At 55.9% G+C, this 18,948-nt stretch carries 16 protein-coding genes; 2 read left to right on the plus strand and 14 right to left on the minus strand.

What is annotated here, in order from left to right; genetic code table 11:
- Nucleotides 1-184: 184 nt before the first annotated feature.
- The 3 genes from pheA to tyrS all read right to left on the minus strand — a co-directional run bounded on the left by pheA (nucleotide 185) and on the right by tyrS (nucleotide 3,199).
- Nucleotides 185-1,093, minus strand: coding sequence for a prephenate dehydratase (gene pheA, locus ATW55_RS14630; RefSeq protein ID WP_067719634.1), 909 nt, complete (start codon nucleotides 1,091-1,093; stop codon nucleotides 185-187).
- Nucleotides 1,094-1,154: 61 nt separating this feature from the next.
- Nucleotides 1,155-1,829, minus strand: coding sequence for a sporulation protein YunB (yunB, locus tag ATW55_RS14635; RefSeq protein WP_067719638.1), 675 nt, complete (start codon nucleotides 1,827-1,829; stop codon nucleotides 1,155-1,157).
- A gap of 146 nt (nucleotides 1,830-1,975) precedes the next feature.
- Nucleotides 1,976-3,199 (minus strand): tyrosine--tRNA ligase, encoded by a 1,224-nt coding sequence (tyrS, locus tag ATW55_RS14640; RefSeq protein ID WP_067719642.1) that lies wholly within the window; start codon nucleotides 3,197-3,199, stop codon nucleotides 1,976-1,978.
- Between the two features lie 111 nt (nucleotides 3,200-3,310).
- Between tyrS and ATW55_RS14645 the strand changes: the two genes are divergently transcribed.
- Complete coding sequence (locus ATW55_RS14645; RefSeq protein ID WP_067719645.1) at nucleotides 3,311-5,740, plus strand: transglycosylase domain-containing protein; 2,430 nt, start codon at nucleotides 3,311-3,313, stop codon at nucleotides 5,738-5,740.
- Here ATW55_RS14645 and ATW55_RS14650 read toward each other — a convergent pair.
- Nucleotides 5,680-8,022: an endonuclease MutS2 gene (locus ATW55_RS14650; protein WP_153005181.1), complete on the minus strand. Its 2,343-nt coding sequence runs from the start codon at nucleotides 8,020-8,022 to the stop codon at nucleotides 5,680-5,682. The genes ATW55_RS14645 and ATW55_RS14650 overlap by 61 nt on opposite strands.
- An 88-nt stretch (nucleotides 8,023-8,110) precedes the next feature.
- Here ATW55_RS14650 and ATW55_RS14655 point away from each other — a divergent pair, with 88 nt between their 5' ends.
- Entirely contained in the window at nucleotides 8,111-8,452 is a 342-nt protein-coding gene (locus ATW55_RS14655; protein ID WP_067719650.1) for a phage holin family protein, read from the plus strand.
- Between the two features lie 91 nt (nucleotides 8,453-8,543).
- On the opposite strand, the gene ATW55_RS14660 is transcribed toward ATW55_RS14655, so the two are convergent.
- The 10 genes from ATW55_RS14660 to thrS all read right to left on the minus strand — a co-directional run bounded on the left by ATW55_RS14660 (nucleotide 8,544) and on the right by thrS (nucleotide 18,841).
- Nucleotides 8,544-9,110: a CvpA family protein gene (locus ATW55_RS14660; RefSeq protein WP_067719654.1), complete on the minus strand. Its 567-nt coding sequence runs from the start codon at nucleotides 9,108-9,110 to the stop codon at nucleotides 8,544-8,546.
- 5 nt (nucleotides 9,111-9,115) lie between these two features.
- Nucleotides 9,116-9,406 carry a cell division protein ZapA gene (locus tag ATW55_RS14665; protein ID WP_067719658.1) on the minus strand — a complete coding sequence of 97 codons (291 nt, stop codon included), beginning with the start codon at nucleotides 9,404-9,406 and terminating at the stop codon, nucleotides 9,116-9,118.
- Nucleotides 9,407-9,460: 54 nt separating this feature from the next.
- Nucleotides 9,461-11,890, minus strand: a complete 2,430-nt coding sequence (gene pheT, locus ATW55_RS14670) for a phenylalanine--tRNA ligase subunit beta (RefSeq protein WP_067719662.1) — start codon at nucleotides 11,888-11,890, stop codon at nucleotides 9,461-9,463.
- Between the two features lie 15 nt (nucleotides 11,891-11,905).
- Entirely contained in the window at nucleotides 11,906-12,946 is a 1,041-nt protein-coding gene (locus ATW55_RS14675) for a phenylalanine--tRNA ligase subunit alpha (RefSeq protein WP_067719665.1), read from the minus strand.
- A gap of 448 nt (nucleotides 12,947-13,394) precedes the next feature.
- Nucleotides 13,395-14,216 (minus strand): TrmH family RNA methyltransferase, encoded by an 822-nt coding sequence (locus ATW55_RS14680; protein WP_067719670.1) that lies wholly within the window; start codon nucleotides 14,214-14,216, stop codon nucleotides 13,395-13,397.
- Nucleotides 14,217-14,254: 38 nt separating this feature from the next.
- Complete coding sequence (locus tag ATW55_RS14685; protein ID WP_067719673.1) at nucleotides 14,255-15,175, minus strand: aldo/keto reductase; 921 nt, start codon at nucleotides 15,173-15,175, stop codon at nucleotides 14,255-14,257.
- Between the two features lie 337 nt (nucleotides 15,176-15,512).
- On the minus strand, nucleotides 15,513-15,872 hold the full coding sequence (rplT, locus tag ATW55_RS14690; RefSeq protein WP_067719676.1) for a 50S ribosomal protein L20: 360 nt from the start codon (nucleotides 15,870-15,872) through the stop codon (nucleotides 15,513-15,515).
- Nucleotides 15,873-15,934: 62 nt separating this feature from the next.
- On the minus strand, nucleotides 15,935-16,132 hold the full coding sequence (gene rpmI, locus ATW55_RS14695) for a 50S ribosomal protein L35 (RefSeq protein WP_067719679.1): 198 nt from the start codon (nucleotides 16,130-16,132) through the stop codon (nucleotides 15,935-15,937).
- A gap of 26 nt (nucleotides 16,133-16,158) precedes the next feature.
- Nucleotides 16,159-16,689, minus strand: a complete 531-nt coding sequence (gene infC / locus ATW55_RS14700) for a translation initiation factor IF-3 (RefSeq protein WP_082685896.1) — start codon at nucleotides 16,687-16,689, stop codon at nucleotides 16,159-16,161.
- A 217-nt stretch (nucleotides 16,690-16,906) separates the two neighbouring features.
- Nucleotides 16,907-18,841 carry a threonine--tRNA ligase gene (gene thrS, locus ATW55_RS14705; RefSeq protein WP_067719682.1) on the minus strand — a complete coding sequence of 645 codons (1,935 nt, stop codon included), beginning with the start codon at nucleotides 18,839-18,841 and terminating at the stop codon, nucleotides 16,907-16,909.
- Nucleotides 18,842-18,948: the final 107 nt, after the last annotated feature.

Raw genomic sequence — 18,948 nt, forward strand, 5'->3', positions numbered from 1 at the left:
CGCGCGATTCAAGTGTCGCTAAATGTCTGAAGACAAAATAAAGAGAACTGTCTTGCCTCTTGGCAGTGTGTGGGGGGAGTTGACACAGCCAAAAGGCGCAACAGTTCTCTATACTTGGATTTGGGTACTACGAGTCATCTTATCGTTTTCGACGAAATCTGTCAAATCACGACGATTCAATGTGCTATTTCTGAGAAACTGTCTCATCTGCATCTTCGCGAAAACACGGATAGCTCCCGATTGTGTGGAGAACAAACCCAGTGAGTGTCGCGATTTCTGCGAGCGCCTGTTCCACTTCACCCGAGTCGCTCTGGAGCAACAAATCAAGGAAAAAGTGATAGCTGCCAAGCCCGCGTCGCGAGGGTCGCGATTCGAGTTTTGAAAGGTTGATGGAATCGCGCGCCAAAATGCGCAGAACTTCAAAAAGTGCACCTGGATGATCATCGCCCAATTCAAGCAGGATGGATGTTTTCTGGTACTCGGGTATGCGCTTGATCATCTTAAAAGAAGCAAACGCATCCTCTGAATTCCCCGTCGCCCGCCGTGTCAGGAGGGCAAAACGCGTCTCATTGTACGGATGATCCTGCGCGTCTTCGACGATGCGCACGAGCGGAAGATCGCGCCCCGCCTCAAAACTGCCGACAGCTGCAAGCGTGCGATCGCCCTCCTTCACTATACTGTGCAGGGCCCCGGCCGTGCTGTCCGCATCTTCGTGACGAGCCGCCGGAAACAGACGGCGCAGTGTATTTCTGCACTGCGCAAGCGCCTGAGGATGTGAGCGCACAACGCGGATCTCACTTTGCTTTGCGTCTGGCAGAATGAAAACACTGTGGCGAATGGGAATCGTAAGCTCTGCCCTGATGGTCATCAAGCAAAGACGCAAGCGATCAAGCGTCACAAGGACTGAGCCTTCAATCGAATTTTCAAGCGGCGCGATCGCCGCGTAAATCTCATGTTGATCGAGGCCGTCAAGAAGGTCGAGAATGGACGGATAGGGCGTCAGCATGGCCGCGTGTAGCCCATACGCGTCGGCAAGCCACGTCGCTGCGCGGTGGGAATACGTGCCGACAGGTCCTAGATAGCCAATTTTCATCCTAGCAGTCCCTTTCTGTTCAAAAAAGCTCCCTCATCAGCGTGCAGTCGCAAACGCCCCCTTATTTGGGCGGGACAATCGGGTATGGACTTCCCGCAATTGTCGTCGTCGGGACGCTGCCGATAAAGACGACATAAGCAATCGGAATCTTCGTGTCCACTTTGATTGGCTGCGTCACAAACGGAACGACGACACTGACTTGCGCCATGATATGCAGATAGAGAATATGCACAGTTTGGTTGATCCCGGCAGACTGAACGACCGGCTCGACCTCACTTTGCGCCGAACCGAGCGGAACAATGCGAATGGGAATCGACGGTCCGAGCGTGGCAAGAATCGCGCTGCCGACCGCCTGGAGCGCCGGCACGTAGATCGTGCGCTCCTCAAGGCCTGCGAGGACATGCTGCACACGCAGCGTTGTGAGGCTTTCAATACGCGCAACTTCCGCAAAATTGAAGTGGGCGCTCGTCACCCGTCCAGCCTGATCCTTTTCATAAATGACCAGTTTCGCGTATTGCGCATCTTCGGCAATCCGCTTTGTCAGCGCGTCATTGATCGCCTGTGTCGCCATCTGGCGGGCAAGCCCTGTCGCCATCGCCATAAAGGGCGGACGCAAACTGCGATCGAGAAGGTAAATACTCTCATAAAACAAGCCCATTGAAAAAATGAAAAAAAGCAGACTCATCGCCGTAGCCCGGCGCATGCGGCTAATCTTAGACCGCGACTTGAAACGCACGAAAGATCACCCACCGTATTCGCGCCCATTCGATCTAGACGCGACGTGGCAAGACGGCGCAGCCGCCTGGCTATGATCCATTCTATGCTGACAAGCACCCGCATGAGTCCCGACATTTTTCAGCACGCGTCAAACGCGCGTCGTTTCTACGCTTGAACATCCAGTTTGATAAAGCGGCGTTTGCCCACCTGAAGCACCATGCCTGTACGCGGCTCAAACTCAAGCGCCGCGTCGCTTACCGTTTCACCATCCACCTTCACCCCACCGCCGGCAATCAGGCGGCGCGCTTCCGAGTTTGACGGTGCCATCCCAGCGCGCACAAGCAGCGGTACCAGCGCAACACGTCCTGCCTCAAGCGCAAATCCCTCGATCTCCTCCGGCATGCTCCGCTTTTGAAATACGCGCACAAATTCTTCTTGCGCAAGCTCAGCCGCCGCTGCGCCGTGAAAACGCGTGACAAGCGCATGCGCCAGCTTCATTTTTGCATCGCGCGGGTGAACGGTTCCAGCCGCGAGTCCCGCTTCGAGTGCATCCACGTCCGGCTTTTTCAGTCCACTGACAAGCGTCAAGTATTTCACCATCAACTCATCCGGAATCGACATCGCCTTTCCGTACATGTCCTTTGGCTCATCGTCAACACCAATGTAGTTGCCAAGGCTCTTTGACATTTTCTGAACACCGTCGAGTCCCTCTATCAGCGGCATGGTGATCACCACCTGCGGAGGCAGGCCGTACTCTTTCTGAAGTGTTCTGCCCATCAGTAGATTGAACGTCTGATCAGTCCCACCCAGTTCCACGTCCGTTTCCAGTGCCACAGAGTCGTACGCCTGCATCAGCGGATAAAACAGCTCGTGAATGCTGATCGGCGTATTCTCGCCAAACCGCTTCTTGAAGTCATCCCGCTCAAGCATCCGCGCCACCGTCACCGTCGCGCCAAGCCGCAACACATCCGCGAATTGAAGCGGAGACAGCCACGTCGCGTTGAAATAGAGCATCGTGCGCTCAGGGTCGAGGACCTTAAACACCTGCGTGCGGTACGTCGCCGCATTTTCCTGCACCTGTTCCTCCGTGAGTTGCTTTCTCGTCTCTGATTTGCCCGTCGGGTCGCCGATACGTCCCGTGAAATCTCCGATGACCAATTGCACCTGATGACCCAATTCCTGGAACTGACGAAGTTTGTTTAGCACGACCGTGTGCCCAATATGAATATCCGGGGCAGTCGGATCAAGCCCCAATTTAATGCGCAGCGGTGTCTTTGTCTCAAGGCTACGCTTTAGTTTTTCGAGCAGTTCATCTCTGGGAATGACATCTACCGCACCGTGACAAAGTATGTCGAGTTGGCGCAGCGCCTCTTTCTCAAGATCCAACACCTTCTTGCCCCTTTCACCGTTTCACATGGAATTACCGTCCAATTATCGCACATACTACCTCAAAGATTCACCAGAAATCGCACGCGATGCGATTTGTCAGGAGGTGCGCCCATGCAGCGTCGCAGCGAGCGTAAACCGAAAAAAAATACCCGCAAGCGGCGCAGGGCGCGTCTGATGATTCTGGTATCCATTCTCGCCCTCACGGTAGGATCATCCTTTGCCTTGACCGCATCCTACGTGAAAACCCTGCCCATTCTCGATCCAAACGCGTTAAACGAGACTTCTCAGTCAACCCTCGTCTATTCTGCTGATCATCAGTGGCTCGGCTGCTTTGCGGCAGACGGCGACCGCCGACCGCTTAGATCCCTGCGCGATGCAGGCGTATGGCTTGCGCGCGCATTTATCGCGGCAGAAGACAAAGACTTTTTTCATCATCACGGCGTCGATTTTTCTGCCATTGCGCGCTCTGCGTTTCAAGACGTAAAATCGCGCGCCATCGTTGGCGGCGGATCGACGATCACACAGCAGTTGGTCAAACTGACGATCTTTCCGCGCCAGCAGCGCACCATTGAGCGAAAGGTACAGGAAATGCTGCTTTCGCTTGAACTCGAACGGCGCGAAAACAAACCAACGATTCTTCTACAATACCTGAATGCGCTCTATTTCGGAAAAATGGGCGGCGTTCAGGTCTATGGCGTCGAGAGCGCCGCGCTTCACGCATTTGGAAAACACGCGCGCGATCTGACTCCAGCACAGGCGGCGCTGCTCGCAGCCATTCCGAATCATCCTGTGCGCTATGCGCTGCGTGCAGACAATAAACATCTGGCCCATCGCCAGGCCTACATTCTCTCGCGCATGCACGACCTACAGATGCTCTCAGACACTTTGTATCGGCGTGCCGTCGCAGAACAGCCACTCGCGCACCTGAGCAAAGCGTCCCTGCAAGCCACCCCGTATGAGAGCATGTATCCCTACGTGATGACCCAGGTGAGCCGCGAAGCGCCTGCCTTGATTGCAAATGCGCTGCAAATGTCTCCCCTTGAGGCGGAATTGCAACTCCAAACGAAAGGGCTGCGCATCGTGACGACAATCGACAGTCGCTTGCAGCACGCAGTCCACAACGTCATGGCACAAGATCGCCTGTTTTTGGCTGCGCAAGAAAAGCTGCGCGAGGAGGCGGGTGTGGCGCTTGTAAGCACTGCAGACAGCCGGATTTTGGCCATCGGCGGCGGACGGGATTTTGCGCAAAACGAAGTAGATCACACGCTCGCGCTGCGTCAACCAGGTTCTGCGCTCAAACCATTGATTGTCTACGCGCCAGCGCTAGACGCACACCGCTTGACCCCAGGTTCAATCGTCGACGACGCGCCGCGCAATTTCCCGGACCCAAACGCAAAAAACCACATCTGGTTTCCAAAGAATTGGGACAGCAAATTCCACGGACTCATGACCGTGCGCGATGCGCTGATGCAATCCTATAACGCACCTGCCATCTCCATTCTCGAAGCCATTCACCCCGCAACCGGCTACCAATACGCTGAGGCACTTGGGCTGCACGGTCTCGCGCGTGAAGACGCGATGAGCCTTGGTCTTGCGATCGGCGGGATTCGCGGCGGCGTCAGTCCACTCGAATTGGCCAGTGCCTACGCGTCGCTTGGAAACGGTGGAAAGTATACACAAAGCCACCTGATCGAGCGGATCGAAGACAGGGACGGCCACGTCATCTATCAGGCGCATCCACACGCCGTCCCCGTCTTTTCGCGCGCGACGGCGCACATGATGACAGACATGTTAAAAAGTGTTCTGGCAAGCCCATACGGCACCGCTTATCCTCTCCACAGTTTGGCGGGAACGTGGGCGGGCAAAACAGGAACCACGGACGAAAACAAAGACGCTTGGTTCATCGGCTACAACGACGCGCTCACGATCAGCATCTGGATGGGCTATGACCTGCCTCGCACGATCAAAGACGCGCCGCATAGGACACTGGCGGGTCACCCACTCGGCCTGTTCTCAGCCTTGGCGCACACCAAAGAGATCGCGCAGGCGCTGCGCACGTATGGACACACAGCGCAAGCCGCCAAAATCAGAGCAACCGATCCCTCCTTTGTCCGCGCACACGTCTGCACAAAGTCAGGCGCGCTCGCATCCCCCTACTGCATCGCGGCCGGAGACGACGAGTGGGATGAATTCCCAAAAGGTACCGAGCCGACGTCCGTGTGCCTGATGCACCGGCAAATCGCCGTGACATCCTTCCAGCAGCAGTGGGTACTCGCAACCACAGAAACACCGCCTTCTGAGATTCGCTGGATGATTTTTCTCGACCGCCACGTCCTGCCGCAAGATCCAAAGCTTGACAAGAAGTATGAACCCCTCGATTGGAAGATGATCATCCCGACTCGCGCCGATCCGCGCGGGGGTGTTCCGCTGTCCGAGGTGGACGAGGCGCAAAACCCGTCTCTTTCAGGCGATCCGTCCGATCAGGCAAGCTCGATGACTGTCACACCACTGCCGCCTTCTCCCTCACCACCTTGGCGATAGGTGCGAACGCGCCTATGTGTGCGCAGATAGAGAAGAAGTCCTTCGCGAAGCGCCCCAGTCCCCTTGCCGTGAACAATCGTCACTTGGTGATAGCCCGAGAGCACCGCTTTGTCAAGGTAGCGGTCAACTTCGACGATCGCCTCTTGCACGGTCTGTCCGCGCACGTCAAGCGTCGGCGAGACACCGTCACTGACACGCTTTAGCATGACGACGGGCGTTTCCACCTTTTCGGCGCGGCGCAAAAGTTCCATGTTTTTGCGGTTGACGCGCAGTTTCATCGAGCCGACGGCCACAAGCCATTCTCCGCTGCCCACCTCAGACATGAGCGTACCTTTTTGTCCAGCGAGCGAGAGAACGCGAACCTCGTCGCCTTTTGCGAGTGTTTCATCAGACCGTTTGCGCGGTGTCGCATCAAGCGTGGGATCAGGGGCAAGCTTACGAATTCGCGCGCGCGCCTCAGTGAGTTGATGATCCTTGACCGCGCCTGAGGCAGCCATCTCGCGGAGCTTTGAGATCAAATCATCTGCCTCGCGCTGACTGCGCTTGACGTACGCGCGAATCTCTTCATCCGCTTTTTTCTTGCGCACCATCCGCTCTTCTTCCTCTAGGCGTACGCGCTCTTCCAACTGTTCGCGCAAACGCTCAACATCTTGTCGCGCGCGATGCGCCTGTTCGTGATCCTCACGCGCTTCATGGACGCGCCGCGTCAGATGAGAGATTAGATCCTCCACGCGCTCATCTGACGTCTTAAGCCGTGCCCTGGCCTGCTCAATAAGTGACTGCGGCAGGCCCAACCGCTCTGCGATCGCAAAAGCGTACGACTTTCCAGGAATGCCAAGTTCCAGCCGATACGTTGGCGTGAGCGTTTCCACATCAAATGAGACGCTGGCATTGATCGTCCCAGGCGTGGTGTATGCGTACGCCTTTAGCTCGCTGTAGTGCGTTGTCGCAACCGTCCGAATGCCTCGCGCGCGCAGTTCATCAAGAATCGCCATCGCCAGAGAGGCGCCTTCGGTTGGGTCTGTCCCCGCACCGATCTCATCAAAGAGTACCAGACTCGACGAGCTTGCCTCGCGCAAAATGCGAATAATATTGGTCATGTGGCTGGAAAACGTCGACAGACTCTGCTCAATGCTCTGCTCATCCCCGATGTCGGCATACACCTCATCGAACCAGCCGATGCGCGTGCCCTCTGCAGCTGTTACAAAAAGTCCCGAAAGCGCCATGAGCGTGAGCAGCCCCATGGTCTTTAGCGATACCGTTTTTCCGCCCGTGTTAGGGCCTGTAATGAGCAATTGTGTAAACGATTCGCCAAGGTGAATGTCAAGCGGCACGGCGACGGCGCGGTCAAGGTGTGGATGGCGCGCCTGGACGAGATGAAGGATCGGCCGTTCATCCAATTCCGGCTTTATCGCGCGCTCTGCATGCGCAAAAGCCGCTTTGGCAACCGCAAAATCAAACGCGCCAATCACTTCGATCGCTTCGAGAAGCACATCTGTGTGCGGCGCCACAAGCGCCGACAATTCACTGAGAATGCGCTCCATCTCACGCTCTTCAAGCACCTCATAGCGGCGCAACTCATTGCCAAGCGCCGCGACTCGTTCCGGTTCGATAAAAAACGTGGCGCCAGACGCCGACTGATCGTGTATGATTCCGCGCACGTGCTGCGCCGCGTCCGCGCGCACAGAGAGACAGAGGCGGTCGTTACGAATGGTCACGATTTGATCCTGCAAGTAATTTTGAATGCTCGTTGACCTTAGCATTTCATCAATTGATCTGCGCATGCGCTGCGTGACGCTGCGCATGCTTGCACGCAGATCAGCGAGTGTCGCGCTCGCTTGATCCAGTATGCGCGCATCCTCGTCAATGCAGCGAAAAATTTCGTCTTCTAGCGTTTTGGGTAGATCGAGCGCTGCAAACTGTCTGGCAAAGCGCGACACATCCGCGCGCTCGCAAAGCTCAGAAAGAATGCGCGCAAGGCGGCGCGCACTGCGCGAAGTTTCTGCAAGTGCGTACAATTCCGCGGCGCCCAAAATGCCTCCTACGCCTGCGCGCGCGACAACCTCTCGCAAATCGCCGGTGCGCGCAAAAGCAGGTTCCCCTTTGAGTCGGTAGTACACGCTTCCTTCTTCGGTATCCGAAAGCGCCGCCCGCGCGTCGACAATGTTTGCAAAAGGGCGCAAAAGGCGAGCGCGTTCTTCTCCGTAAGGCGTTTGACAGCGCGCCGTTACCTCCGAGACAATCCGCGAAAAATCGAGCAGTCGCAAAACACGCTCATTCATCCATTTCACTTCCCAATTTACTCATGATGGATAGGACCGTGCGCTCTTTGGCAACACTAGACGCACACATCCATGGAGGTGATGACTCATGCTCGGAGTCATAGTACGTTTCGTCGTATCCGCGCTTGTACTCCTTTTTATCGGCGACATTGTGCGGGGATTTTATATTGCAGGATTTTGGACAGCCATCTTCGCCGCCATCGTGATTGCGGCGATCGGTTGGGGTTTTGAGAAATTGTTTGGTCGCAACATATCGCCTTACGGGCGTGGAATCGTCGGTTTTCTTGTCGGTGCGGTTGTCATCTACATTGCGCAGTTCATCGTGCCAGGCATGCATGTGACCCTTCTTGGCGCGCTTCTCGCATCGCTGATCATCGGCATCGTCGATCTGTTGGTTCCGACAACGATGCGTCGCCACGTCGAATCGTAATCGCACACCTTGCGCCTGCCGCGTCACGCAGGCGCTTTTTTTTGAGCATAGCGGGGCTCACTCAAAAATCTGACCGAAGGCTGTCGCAGCGCTACGCTTTCGGCGTTTTGATTCCCTCTAATCGCGCGAGTGTCGCGACAGGCCCCTCAAACATGGGCGCAAGCGCGGAGTGGCGAATCTCCTGCTTCACAGGCAGGGATGGGATATACGATGCGACGCTCAAAAGCACTGCGATCAACACAAATGCGACACTTACTCCCGCGATCAGGCCCGCCATGCGGTTGACAAGTGACAATACCGGAAGAGAAAACAGCGCATTCAGAAGATGTCCGAGATAGCGAATCAAGAGCAGTGACACGTAAAACACGATGCCAAACGAAATGGCGCCAGCGATCGTCGTCACCGCCGAGTGAACGTTGTTTGCGCCAGTCAGCGTTCCGACAAGCGGAATGTTTCTCAAAGAGACCGCGCCGTGAATGACATACCCTTTGATCCACGGCGTCACGATCGGCACGAGCCACGCGTGAAATTGCCACGCCGCGACATAGGCGATGACCGTGCCAAGCAGGCGCACCATCTGCGCGATGATGCCAGTGCGATAGCCGTCCCACGCGCTAAAAAGCAGCACGAGCAAGATGACATAATCTGCAATATCCACGGATCTTATCCTTTCGATTCATCTGCCTGGTTGTTGATGCCCGCCTCAAGCTCCAAAGCTTCGAGCAGCGCGTCATATTCGGTTGCCAACGCATCGTATTCTTCCGCGAAATTAAGTGCCGCAAGCACGGCGAGCGCGTGACTGTCCAAGCGCGGATGTTGCTCAAAAATGCGATTCATCACCTGATCCACACGCGCTGCCAGGCGTTTGACTCGCTCCGGGTCGTTTGAACCCCTCACTTGATAACTATGGCCAAAAATTTCAACCTGCACACGTTTTCGTGGGTCAGAATCCATCCGTGCGGCACCTCCACCTGCATCCCAATTCGCGTTTTTTTAGAAAAATCCTGCCTAAGAGCGTAAAACAGCGCCACAAGCCGTGTGCGCTTCTGCGATGATCGCGTCGATGCGCGCCGCAATGTCCTCTTCACCCAGCGTTTTTGCCGTGTCGCGAAACACCATGCGCAGCGCGACGCTCTTCTCATTCTCGCGCACGCGCTCGCCTTCATAAACGTCAAAAACGCGTACGGAAACGAGTTGCTCCCCCGCTTTGGAACGGATGGCGTCAAGCAACTTTTGGACTGGCAAACTGCGGGAAACGACGAACGCCAAATCGCGCTCTACGGCCGGAAAACGCGGTAGCGGCGTAACGGCAAGCGCGCGCTTGGCTTGCCTGATAAGCGCGTCAAACGAGATTTCAAACACCATGCACACAGGCGCGTCAAACGCTTTTGCCACAAGGTCGTGCACCTGCCCGAGATAGCCGATGGTTTCACCGCCAAGAATGACGTCTGCCGCAATTCCGCCGTGCAGATAGGGGTGCGCCGCTTTTTGATACGTGACATCTTCGATGCCAAGCCGTGCAAACACCCCTTGCAGATGCGCCTTCGCGTCGTAGAAATCGTAGTTGCGCGCCGCCTGCCGAGGATCTTGTACGCTCTCAAGTCCCGCAAAAAGGCCGATCAGCCGTCGCTCTTCTTGCGGCAGCTCACGGACAGGCAGCGCACGCGGTGCAAACACAGTGCCGATCTCAAAGAGGGCGAATCCATCTTGCTGGCGCTTTGCGTTGTAGCTCGCCACATCAAGCAACGATGGCAGAAGAAGTGTCCGCAACTCCTGTCGCTCATCTGAGAGAGGATTGAGAAGCGGCGCCGTTTGTGCATGCGGGTGATCATCCGGCAGGCGCAGTCTGTGCGCAACCTGCGGGCTCTGTAACGCATACGTCCAAACCTCCTGCATCCCAAAACCCATCAGTGTCTGGCGAACGATCCGGCGGACCTGTTGCGCATCCGTCAGATGCCCTGCGGCAAGCGGCATGATCGGCAATGTAGAAGGAATTCGGTCATAGCCGAAAAGTCGCGCAAACTCCTCGATCATATCCTCTTCAAGCGTCACGTCAGGCCTGCGCGTCGAAGGCGTAATCTGCAGCGCCGATTCATCCCCGTCCACCGCAAACCCGAGCCGCAAACAGATATCGCGCATCTGCGCGACGGTGATGTCAAAACCAAGCACATCACAGACACGGGACGGACGGACCACAATCGGCGCAGGTTGGCGGCGATGTCCGTCACCTTGCACAATCACATCTGAGGCGGCGACTCCGCCCGTCCACTCAACGATGAGAGAAACCGCGCGCGCAAGCGCCGGAAGCAGTACCTCTTCGTCAATGCCTTTTTCAAAACGCGCACTCGCCTCCGAGCGAAGCCCTAGATCGCGCGCCGTTCGTCGGACGTGTCTCGCGTCAAAACGCGCCGACTCAAGTGCCACGCGACGCGTCCCTTCTGCAATCTCCGAATTGGCGCCGCCCATGACGCCGGCAAGCCCGATGCAATGCACTGGATCAGCGATCACGATCATGTCTGTTTCAAGCGCGCGCTCGCGGCCATCAAGCGTCACAAGCTTCTCTTTTTCCCGCGCCTGGCGCACTACGATGGTCTGCTCCTTGATCGCGTCATAATCAAATGCGTGCAGTGGCTGCCCCCACTCCAGCATCACATAGTTTGTGGCATCGACCAACGCGTCAATCGGGCGCACGCCGACTGCCAATAAACGCATTTGCACCGTGATCGGCGACGGGCGATTCACAACTTGGTCGATCACCTGTGTCGCGTAAAACGAACACGCCGGCGTCTCAAGTGCCACACGCAAAGGCAGCGATGCAGCCGCGCGCGGCAGTTTCTTTGCCAAAGGTTCTGGCATGTGCACCGTTTTTCCATAAAGCGCCGCCACTTCATGCGCCACACCGCGCAGGGAGAGGCAATCGGAGCGATTCGGCGTGAGTTCAAGCTCCATCACCGTGTCATCAAGTCCAAGGTACGTGACAATGTCTTCGCCAAGCGGCGCATCATCCGGCAACACGAGAATTCCCTCTGTCATCGATTTTGGCAAAAGCCTCGCGTCGAGTCCTAGTTCTTGTGCAGAACAGATCATTCCCTCCGAGCGCACGCCCCGCTTATCCGCCGCCCCAATCGCCCCACCGGGAAGCAGCGCGCCAACCGTCGCGACAGGCACCTTCTGCCCTGCCGCCACATTCGCCGCGCCGCAGACAATCTGGCTCACACTCGCTGCGCCAATGTTCACACGGCATACGCGCATGCGATCCGCGTTTGGGTGCGCAGCGACCTCTTCCACAAACCCAACGACAACACCAGAGACGCCTGGCGCAAATGTCCACATCGACTCGACAGGGATGCCGACGCGCGTCAGATCCGCAGCCACCTGCCGCGGCGATTGATCCGAAAGGTCCACATACTCATTTAGCCAATTCCACGTGATTTTCATGTTGTATCTCCCCTCCTAGCGCGCCAGCCCAGAAAATTGCTGCAACAGGCGCAAGTCATTGACATAGAAGTGACGAACGTCTTCCACTTGATACATAAGCATCGCGACGCGCTCGACGCCCATGCCAAACGCAAAGCCAGTACACACCTGCGGGTCATAGCCGCCCATCTCAAGGACGCGCGGATGCACCATCCCACAGCCGAGAATTTCAATCCAGCCCGTGTGCTTGCACGTGCCACAACCGCTTCCACCACAGTAGATGCAGCGAACATCAAGCTCTGCGCTTGGCTCCGTAAACGGAAAGTAGCTGGGGCGCAAGCGCACATCCTGGTCCGCCCCAAACATCTCGCGCGCAAAAGAAAGAAGCATTCCTTTGAGATCGCTCATGCGAATCCCGACGCCTACAACCAACCCTTCAACTTGCGTGAACGCGTGCGAGTGTGTCGCATCATCGTCATCGCGCCGATACACGCGCCCCGGCACGATGATGCGAAACGGTTGATTGTTTTCCATCCGCAAAAGCGTACGCGCCTGAACAGGAGATGTATGTGTTCGCAAGAGCACGTCCGGACTCAAATAAAACGTATCCTGCATGTCGCGCGCCGGGTGGTCTTTGGGGAGATTGAGCGCTTCAAAATTGTAGTAATCAAGTTCAACCTCCGGACCCTCTTCGACAGTGAACCCGAACCCGACAAAAATATCCTCGATTTTTTGAATGACGTATTGCAGCGGATGCGGCGCGCCATAGCGTTTTACGCGCGCATCAAGGGTCACATCGATCGCTTCGGCCGCCTCGCGCTTTTGCCGCTCAGCCTCTTGCATGGTGTCACGTCTTTCTGTGAAGGCGCGCTCCAGGCGATCCCGCACATCATTGGCGAGTTGCCCCATCTGCGGTCGCAGCGAAGCGTCTACTTGTGCGAGCCCGCGCAAAACGTTGGCAAGCTCCCCTTTTTTGCCGAGATACATGACGCGCCAGGCGTCGAGCGCTTCCAAAGCCTCCACTGTCTGCAGCGACTCAAGCGCGCGTTTTTCTAAGGCCTTCATGTTTTCTTCCACACGCATTCCTCTCCCTCTGTCCCATCATCACGATACAGCGTCGCGCTGAGCATAAAAGATCAAACCGCCGCTTTCCATTCTTCACGTTACATCCTCTTAATCAAACAAAAAAACCTTCGTCAAGGGACGAAAGTTCGCGTCGAATCGTGGTACCACCCTAGTTTCACTCACGTCGAGGCACAGGGTACATGCATCGCCGAAGTGCTCACATGCATAACGCGCAAACGCGGAGCCGCCTACAAGCAAAAACGTTCAGCGGTCACTTCACGAGTGAACTTCACTTCGCATTGACGCGGAACGCTCACAGTCTCGGCGTCCCATCCCTGGACATCGCGCGCGAAGTTACTCTCTCGATCATTAGTTTGATGAAAAGTATACCGTTTCACATCCACTGACGCAAGGCGTACCGGTTCGAATCCGCTGCCCACATTTCCGTGTCAACAACGCCTTACCTTTGCGCCAGGCGTTGGCGGAGTGACTCGTACAGGATTACAGATGTCGCAATGGCGACGTTGAGCGATTCTGTTTTCCCAGGCATCGGAATGGTGATCATCCCCTCGCACAGGTCTCTCGCGTCAAACGAAAGCCCGTCCGCCTCAGAGCCGATGAAGAGCGCGAGATTTCCCGTAAGGTTTTCCTCATAGAGCGAAGTGCCGTCAAGATCCGTGCCGATGATGCGATAGCCCTCTTCTTTTAAACATGCGCCGAGTTCTTCAAAAGTCCCCGACATGCGCGCGATCTGCAGGTGTGGAAGCGATCCCATCGCAGAGCGCACGACTTTGGGACTGTACACATCGACTGTTCCCGGGAGTGTCACAATGCGTGTGCATCCGACGGCGTGTGCGCTTCGCAAAAGAGCGCCCAAATTGCCCGGATCCTTCACGCCGTCAAGGAGAAGCAGCGGAGCAGGGGCTGCCTCAGACGCTTTACGGACGACGGCGCGCCAGTCCGCATCTCCCATGCGCGCCACGCCGATAATCCCTTGCGGATGCTCGGTGTCAGCGATCTTGGCGATTGCATTCGTGCCGACCGGAAGCACTTCGATCCCTTTCTTGCGCGCCGCAAAGACGAGATCGAGCGCCGCGTCTGGCAGGGGGATCTCGTCATCAAAGATAAGCGTCTGCAGGATGTTGCCGCACGAAAGATAGGTGTCGACGGCGCGCACGCCTTCGACAAGGTAAAGTCGCTCTCGCTCTCGCTGTTTCTTATCCTTTAGCGCCGCGAATCCCTTGATGCGCGGATTCTGCAGCGATGTGAGTGATTTTTCCATTACTTCTCTCCTCACGCGATCACATTTCGTCCCACCTGTTACACCCACGCCTGCGGGTGATGCGAAGAAACCATGTCAAGGTCAGCCGCCTTCGCGTTAAACTCCACCTGCTCGACACTCTTGCAACCGGGGATGACACTGGTCACCGCGGGATGCTTGAGGCACCACGCCAAGGCCCACTGCGCCATGTCGATACCCTCTGGAACCTCTGTGCGCGCAATCTCCTCAACCTGCTTCAATTGCGCCAAAACCGTCTCCTGCGCACGGTTGGCTCGCACATCCTGCCCTGAAAAGACAGCTCCCGGCTTATACTTGCCGCTCAAAAAACCGCTCGCCAGAGGCACGCGCGCGAGCACGCCGAGATTTTGCCGCTCGCACGAGGGAAAGACGCGCTCCTCCGGTTTGCGGTCGATGCGATTGTAAACGACTTGTATCACCTCCGCGTTGACGCGGCTCGCGTTTTCCGTTTGAAGGAGATTGTCGTTACTGCCAATCGAGATACCCAAATGCCTGATCTTTCCCGCCTGCACCTGTTTGTCGAGCATCGTCCACACGTCATCCTGTTGAAACGAATCGTCACTCCCTGAGTGAAACTGATACACGTCGATGTAATCCGTGCGCAGCGCCTTGAGCGAATCCTCCAATTGCTTTTTTATGTCATCGGCTGTCCACAGTTGGACTCGACTGGCATGTCCGCTAAACTTGTGCCCAAACTTTGTGGCAATCACCCACTGATCCCGCTCGCGCGATGTCGCCCCGCCGACGAGTTCCTCCGACAAGTGATCCCCGTAGCACTCTGCCGTATCGATGAGATTGATCCCGAGTTCCTTCCCTCGTCCAATCATCGCATCCACTTCACGCTGCGAGAAATCCTTGCCCCACTCTCCGCCAAACTGCCACGTGCCGATGCCAATCACAGACACCTTCAAGCCTGTCTTGCCGAGCTTTCGATATTTCACATTGCCCATCTCCTATGTACATTGGATTTTGACTTTAGCTCATAGACCCGATCGAACATCTGCGACATAAGCATATCATGTTCGACAAGTCCGCTTATGAAAAAAGGTATGAGAATACCTCCGGAATCCTCTTTCGGAACTCTGTATAATTGTGTGCCGCGCCATTCATTCACGGATCAAGGTCAACCACAAGAGGAGCCTATAAAAAAGGAACTGCGCCGACTCGCGGACGCAGCTCTCTCATGAGGTTCTGTGGTTTTGTCTCGATCCGTGCAGGCCGCCAAATGCGTATATAACAGCCAAACGTGTCGTACGCAGTACAGCAGCTCTCAAGTCTTTACGCTTGCAGTTTCGCTTTTGCGACACCCGCGAGTTCGGAGAACGCATGCGCATCCGAGACTGCAAGGTCTGCGAGCATTTTGCGGTTCACTTCAACCCCCGCCTGCTTGAGTCCAAACATCAGCTTGCTGTACGACAGACCGTTCTGACGGGCCGCTGCGTTGATCCGCTGAATCCAGAGACGGCGGAAATCGCGTTTGCGGACGCGACGGTCGCGATACGCATACATGAGCGACTTCATGACCTGTTGGTTCGCAGTGCGGAACAAACGGTGTTTCGAGCCAAAATAACCTTTGGCCAACTTTAAAATCTTTTTGTGGCGACGACGCGTGATCGTTCCACCCTTAACCCTTGGCATACGTAAAATCCTCCCGGTGCGTGTTTCTCATTTCATCAACCGCTCGTGAGCCGTTCGATGTTTTATAGATACGTGATCATCTGCTTGATGCGTTTGACATCAGACGGCGCCATCGTCGTCGCATGACGCAATTGACGTTTACGCTTTGCAGATTTGCTTGTAAAAAGGTGACTTGTAAACGCGTGATTACGCTTGATCTTCCCGGAGCCTGTCTTCTTAAAGCGCTTCGCAGCTCCGCGATGGGTTTTCATTTTCGGCATGGTGTACCTCCACAGCGCACGTGCGCTTACGATGATTTTTCTGCGTTGTGACGGGGATTCAAAATGATGATCATATTGCGACCCTCAAGGCGCGGTGCGCGCTCAAGTGTCCCATACGGTTCCAACTCTTTGACCATCTTTTCAAGGACGGCCTGCCCGATCGCCGGGTGCGTAATCTCCCGACCGCGAAAACGAACCGCCGCTTTCACCTTGTCCCCATCTTGGAGAAAACGGGTGGCAGCCTTCACCTTCGTCTCGAAGTCGTGATCCTCAATGTTTGGCGTCATGCGAATTTCTTTGATCATGACAACCTTTTGATTCTTACGCGCCTCTTTCTCTTTCTTGCTCTGCTCGTACTTGAACTTGCCGTAGTCCATAATCCGACAGACCGGCGGTTTCGCCGTAGGAGCGACATTGACGAGATCGAGGTTTTTCTCCATCGCGATCCGAAGCGCCTCGCGAATGTTGACAATCCCGAGTTGGGCGTTTGCTTCATCGATCAAGCGGACTTCGCGCGCGCGAATGCCTTCGTTGATCTGTACGTCCTCTTTGCTAATCGTTCAACACCTCCGCAGTCTTTTTTGCCTTGCCATCACAAAAGAGTGCGCGGATTCGCATCCGCGCACTCACGTCTCGCCATCGTCCATCCATCATCATATCCAGGACAGGCAGCGACCCATAGACACTCATGCGAGATCACGGGGTGAGAAGACAGGCTTCTGCTTTAACTGCATTTGCACAAAGATCATACCAGATTTGCGCTGCGATCACAACTCACCCGCGACGCGCAATTTCCTCCGCAACGCGTTTCGCAAACTCGCTTGCCGCGATCGCGCCTTGGTCGCCCTCCACGCGATGCCGCACAGACACCGCGTTTGCATCCTGCTCTTTTTGCCCCACCACGAGCATGTATGGGATCTTGTCGAGCTGCGCCGCCCGGATCTTGTAGCCGATCTTCTCCTGCCGACGATCCACCTCCACCCGCACACCATGCGTGCGAAGCATCTCTTCCACTTCCGCTGCATACGCCTCCTGACCCGTCGTCACAGGCAAAATGCGCACTTGCAGCGGCGCCAGCCAGAGCGGAAACGCCCCTTTGTAATTCTCGATCAGATAAGCGACCATACGCTCCATCGTGCTCACGATCCCGCGATGAATGACGACAGGGCGGTGTGCGCGACCGTCTTCACCGATGTACTCAAGCTCAAAACGTTCCGGCAAATGAAAATCAAGCTGCGCCGTGGAGAGTGTCTCTTCCTTACCAAGCGCCGTCTTCACCTGCACGTCGAGCTTCGGCCCATAAAATGCCGCTTCACCGATCGCCTCTTCAAACGGCAAATCCATCTCCGTGAGCACCTCGCGAAGCATCCCTTCCGCGCGCTCCCACATCGCGTCAGAAGCGACGTACTTCTCCGTGTTTGCCGGATCGCGCAGCGAGAGACGATACGAAAAATCAGTGATCGCAAAATCCTTGTACACCTGCTGAATGAGGCGTACCACACGCTGAAACTCATCTTTCACCTGATCGAGCGTGCAGAAAATGTGCGCGTCATTGAGCGTCATCGCGCGCACCCGCTGAAGTCCTGCGAGTGTCCCCGACATCTCGTAACGGTGCATCGTGCCAAGCTCCCCAATGCGCAGCGGAAGATCGCGGTACGAATGCATGTCTGACTTGTAAACCATCATGTGGTGCGGACAGTTCATTGGCCGCAGCACCAATTCCTCATTGTCCATCTCCATCGGCGGAAACATGTCCTCGTGATAGTGATCCCAGTGCCCGCTGATTTTGTAGAGTTCGACACTCCCAAGCACCGGTGTGTAGACATGACTGTAGCCGAGTCGCTCCTCTAAATCCACGATGTACCGCTCAATGGTGCGCCTGACCGTCGCACCATTTGGCAGCCAGAGCGGAAGCCCCTGTCCCACTTCCTTGGCGAGCGTAAACAGCTTAAGCTCTTTGCCGATCTTGCGGTGATCACGCTCTTTCATTTCCTCGAGCAAGGCCAGATGCGCCTCAAGCTCCGACGCCTTGCGAAAGCTTGTCGCATAAATCCGCGTCAACTGCTCACGCTTTGCATCCCCCCGCCAGTATGCGCCTGCGATACTCAAAAGTTTGAATGCCTTGATCTTCCCGGTCGACGGGAGATGAGGTCCGCGACACAGATCTGTAAACTCCCCTTGCGTAAACACGGTGATCGTCTCAGACTCTGGCAGATCCTCGATCAATTCAACCTTGAAACGGTCATTTCGCTCAGAAAAATAGGCAAGCGCCTCCGCCCGCGACATGACGGTGCGCTCAATCGGATAATCCGCTTTGATAATCTCTTGCATCACGCGCTCAATCTCGGGAAACTGCTCGGTCGTAAATGCGTGATCCGCAAAATCATAGTAGAATCCGTCTTCAATTACAGGGCCAATCGCAAACTTCGTCTCAGGATACAGCCGCGCAACCGCCTGCGCCATGACATGCGCCGTGGTGTGACGGTAGACCTCAAGTCCTTCTTTGTCATCAAACATGACCAGTTGCAGACTTACATCCCGATCGATCGGCGCACGCAGATCGACAAACTTCCCGTCAATCTTTCCCGCCACCGTCTGCCGCGCGACACCAGCACTGATGTCTTTTGCGACATCCTGCACGGTGACCCCGGCTTCATAGGTGCGGACGGACCCATCTTTCAGTGTGATCGAAACATTTGACTGCGCCATTTAAATTCCTCCTTCTCCATCTCAAGCAGAATGCAAAAAAGCGCCCCGCCCTTGAATCACTCAAGGGACGAGAGCGCTGCCGCTTCCGTGGTTCCACCCAACTTCAC

The organism is Ferroacidibacillus organovorans (genome assembly GCF_001516615.1).
Classification (GTDB): Bacteria; Bacillota; Bacilli; order Alicyclobacillales; family SLC66; genus Ferroacidibacillus; species Ferroacidibacillus ferrooxidans_B.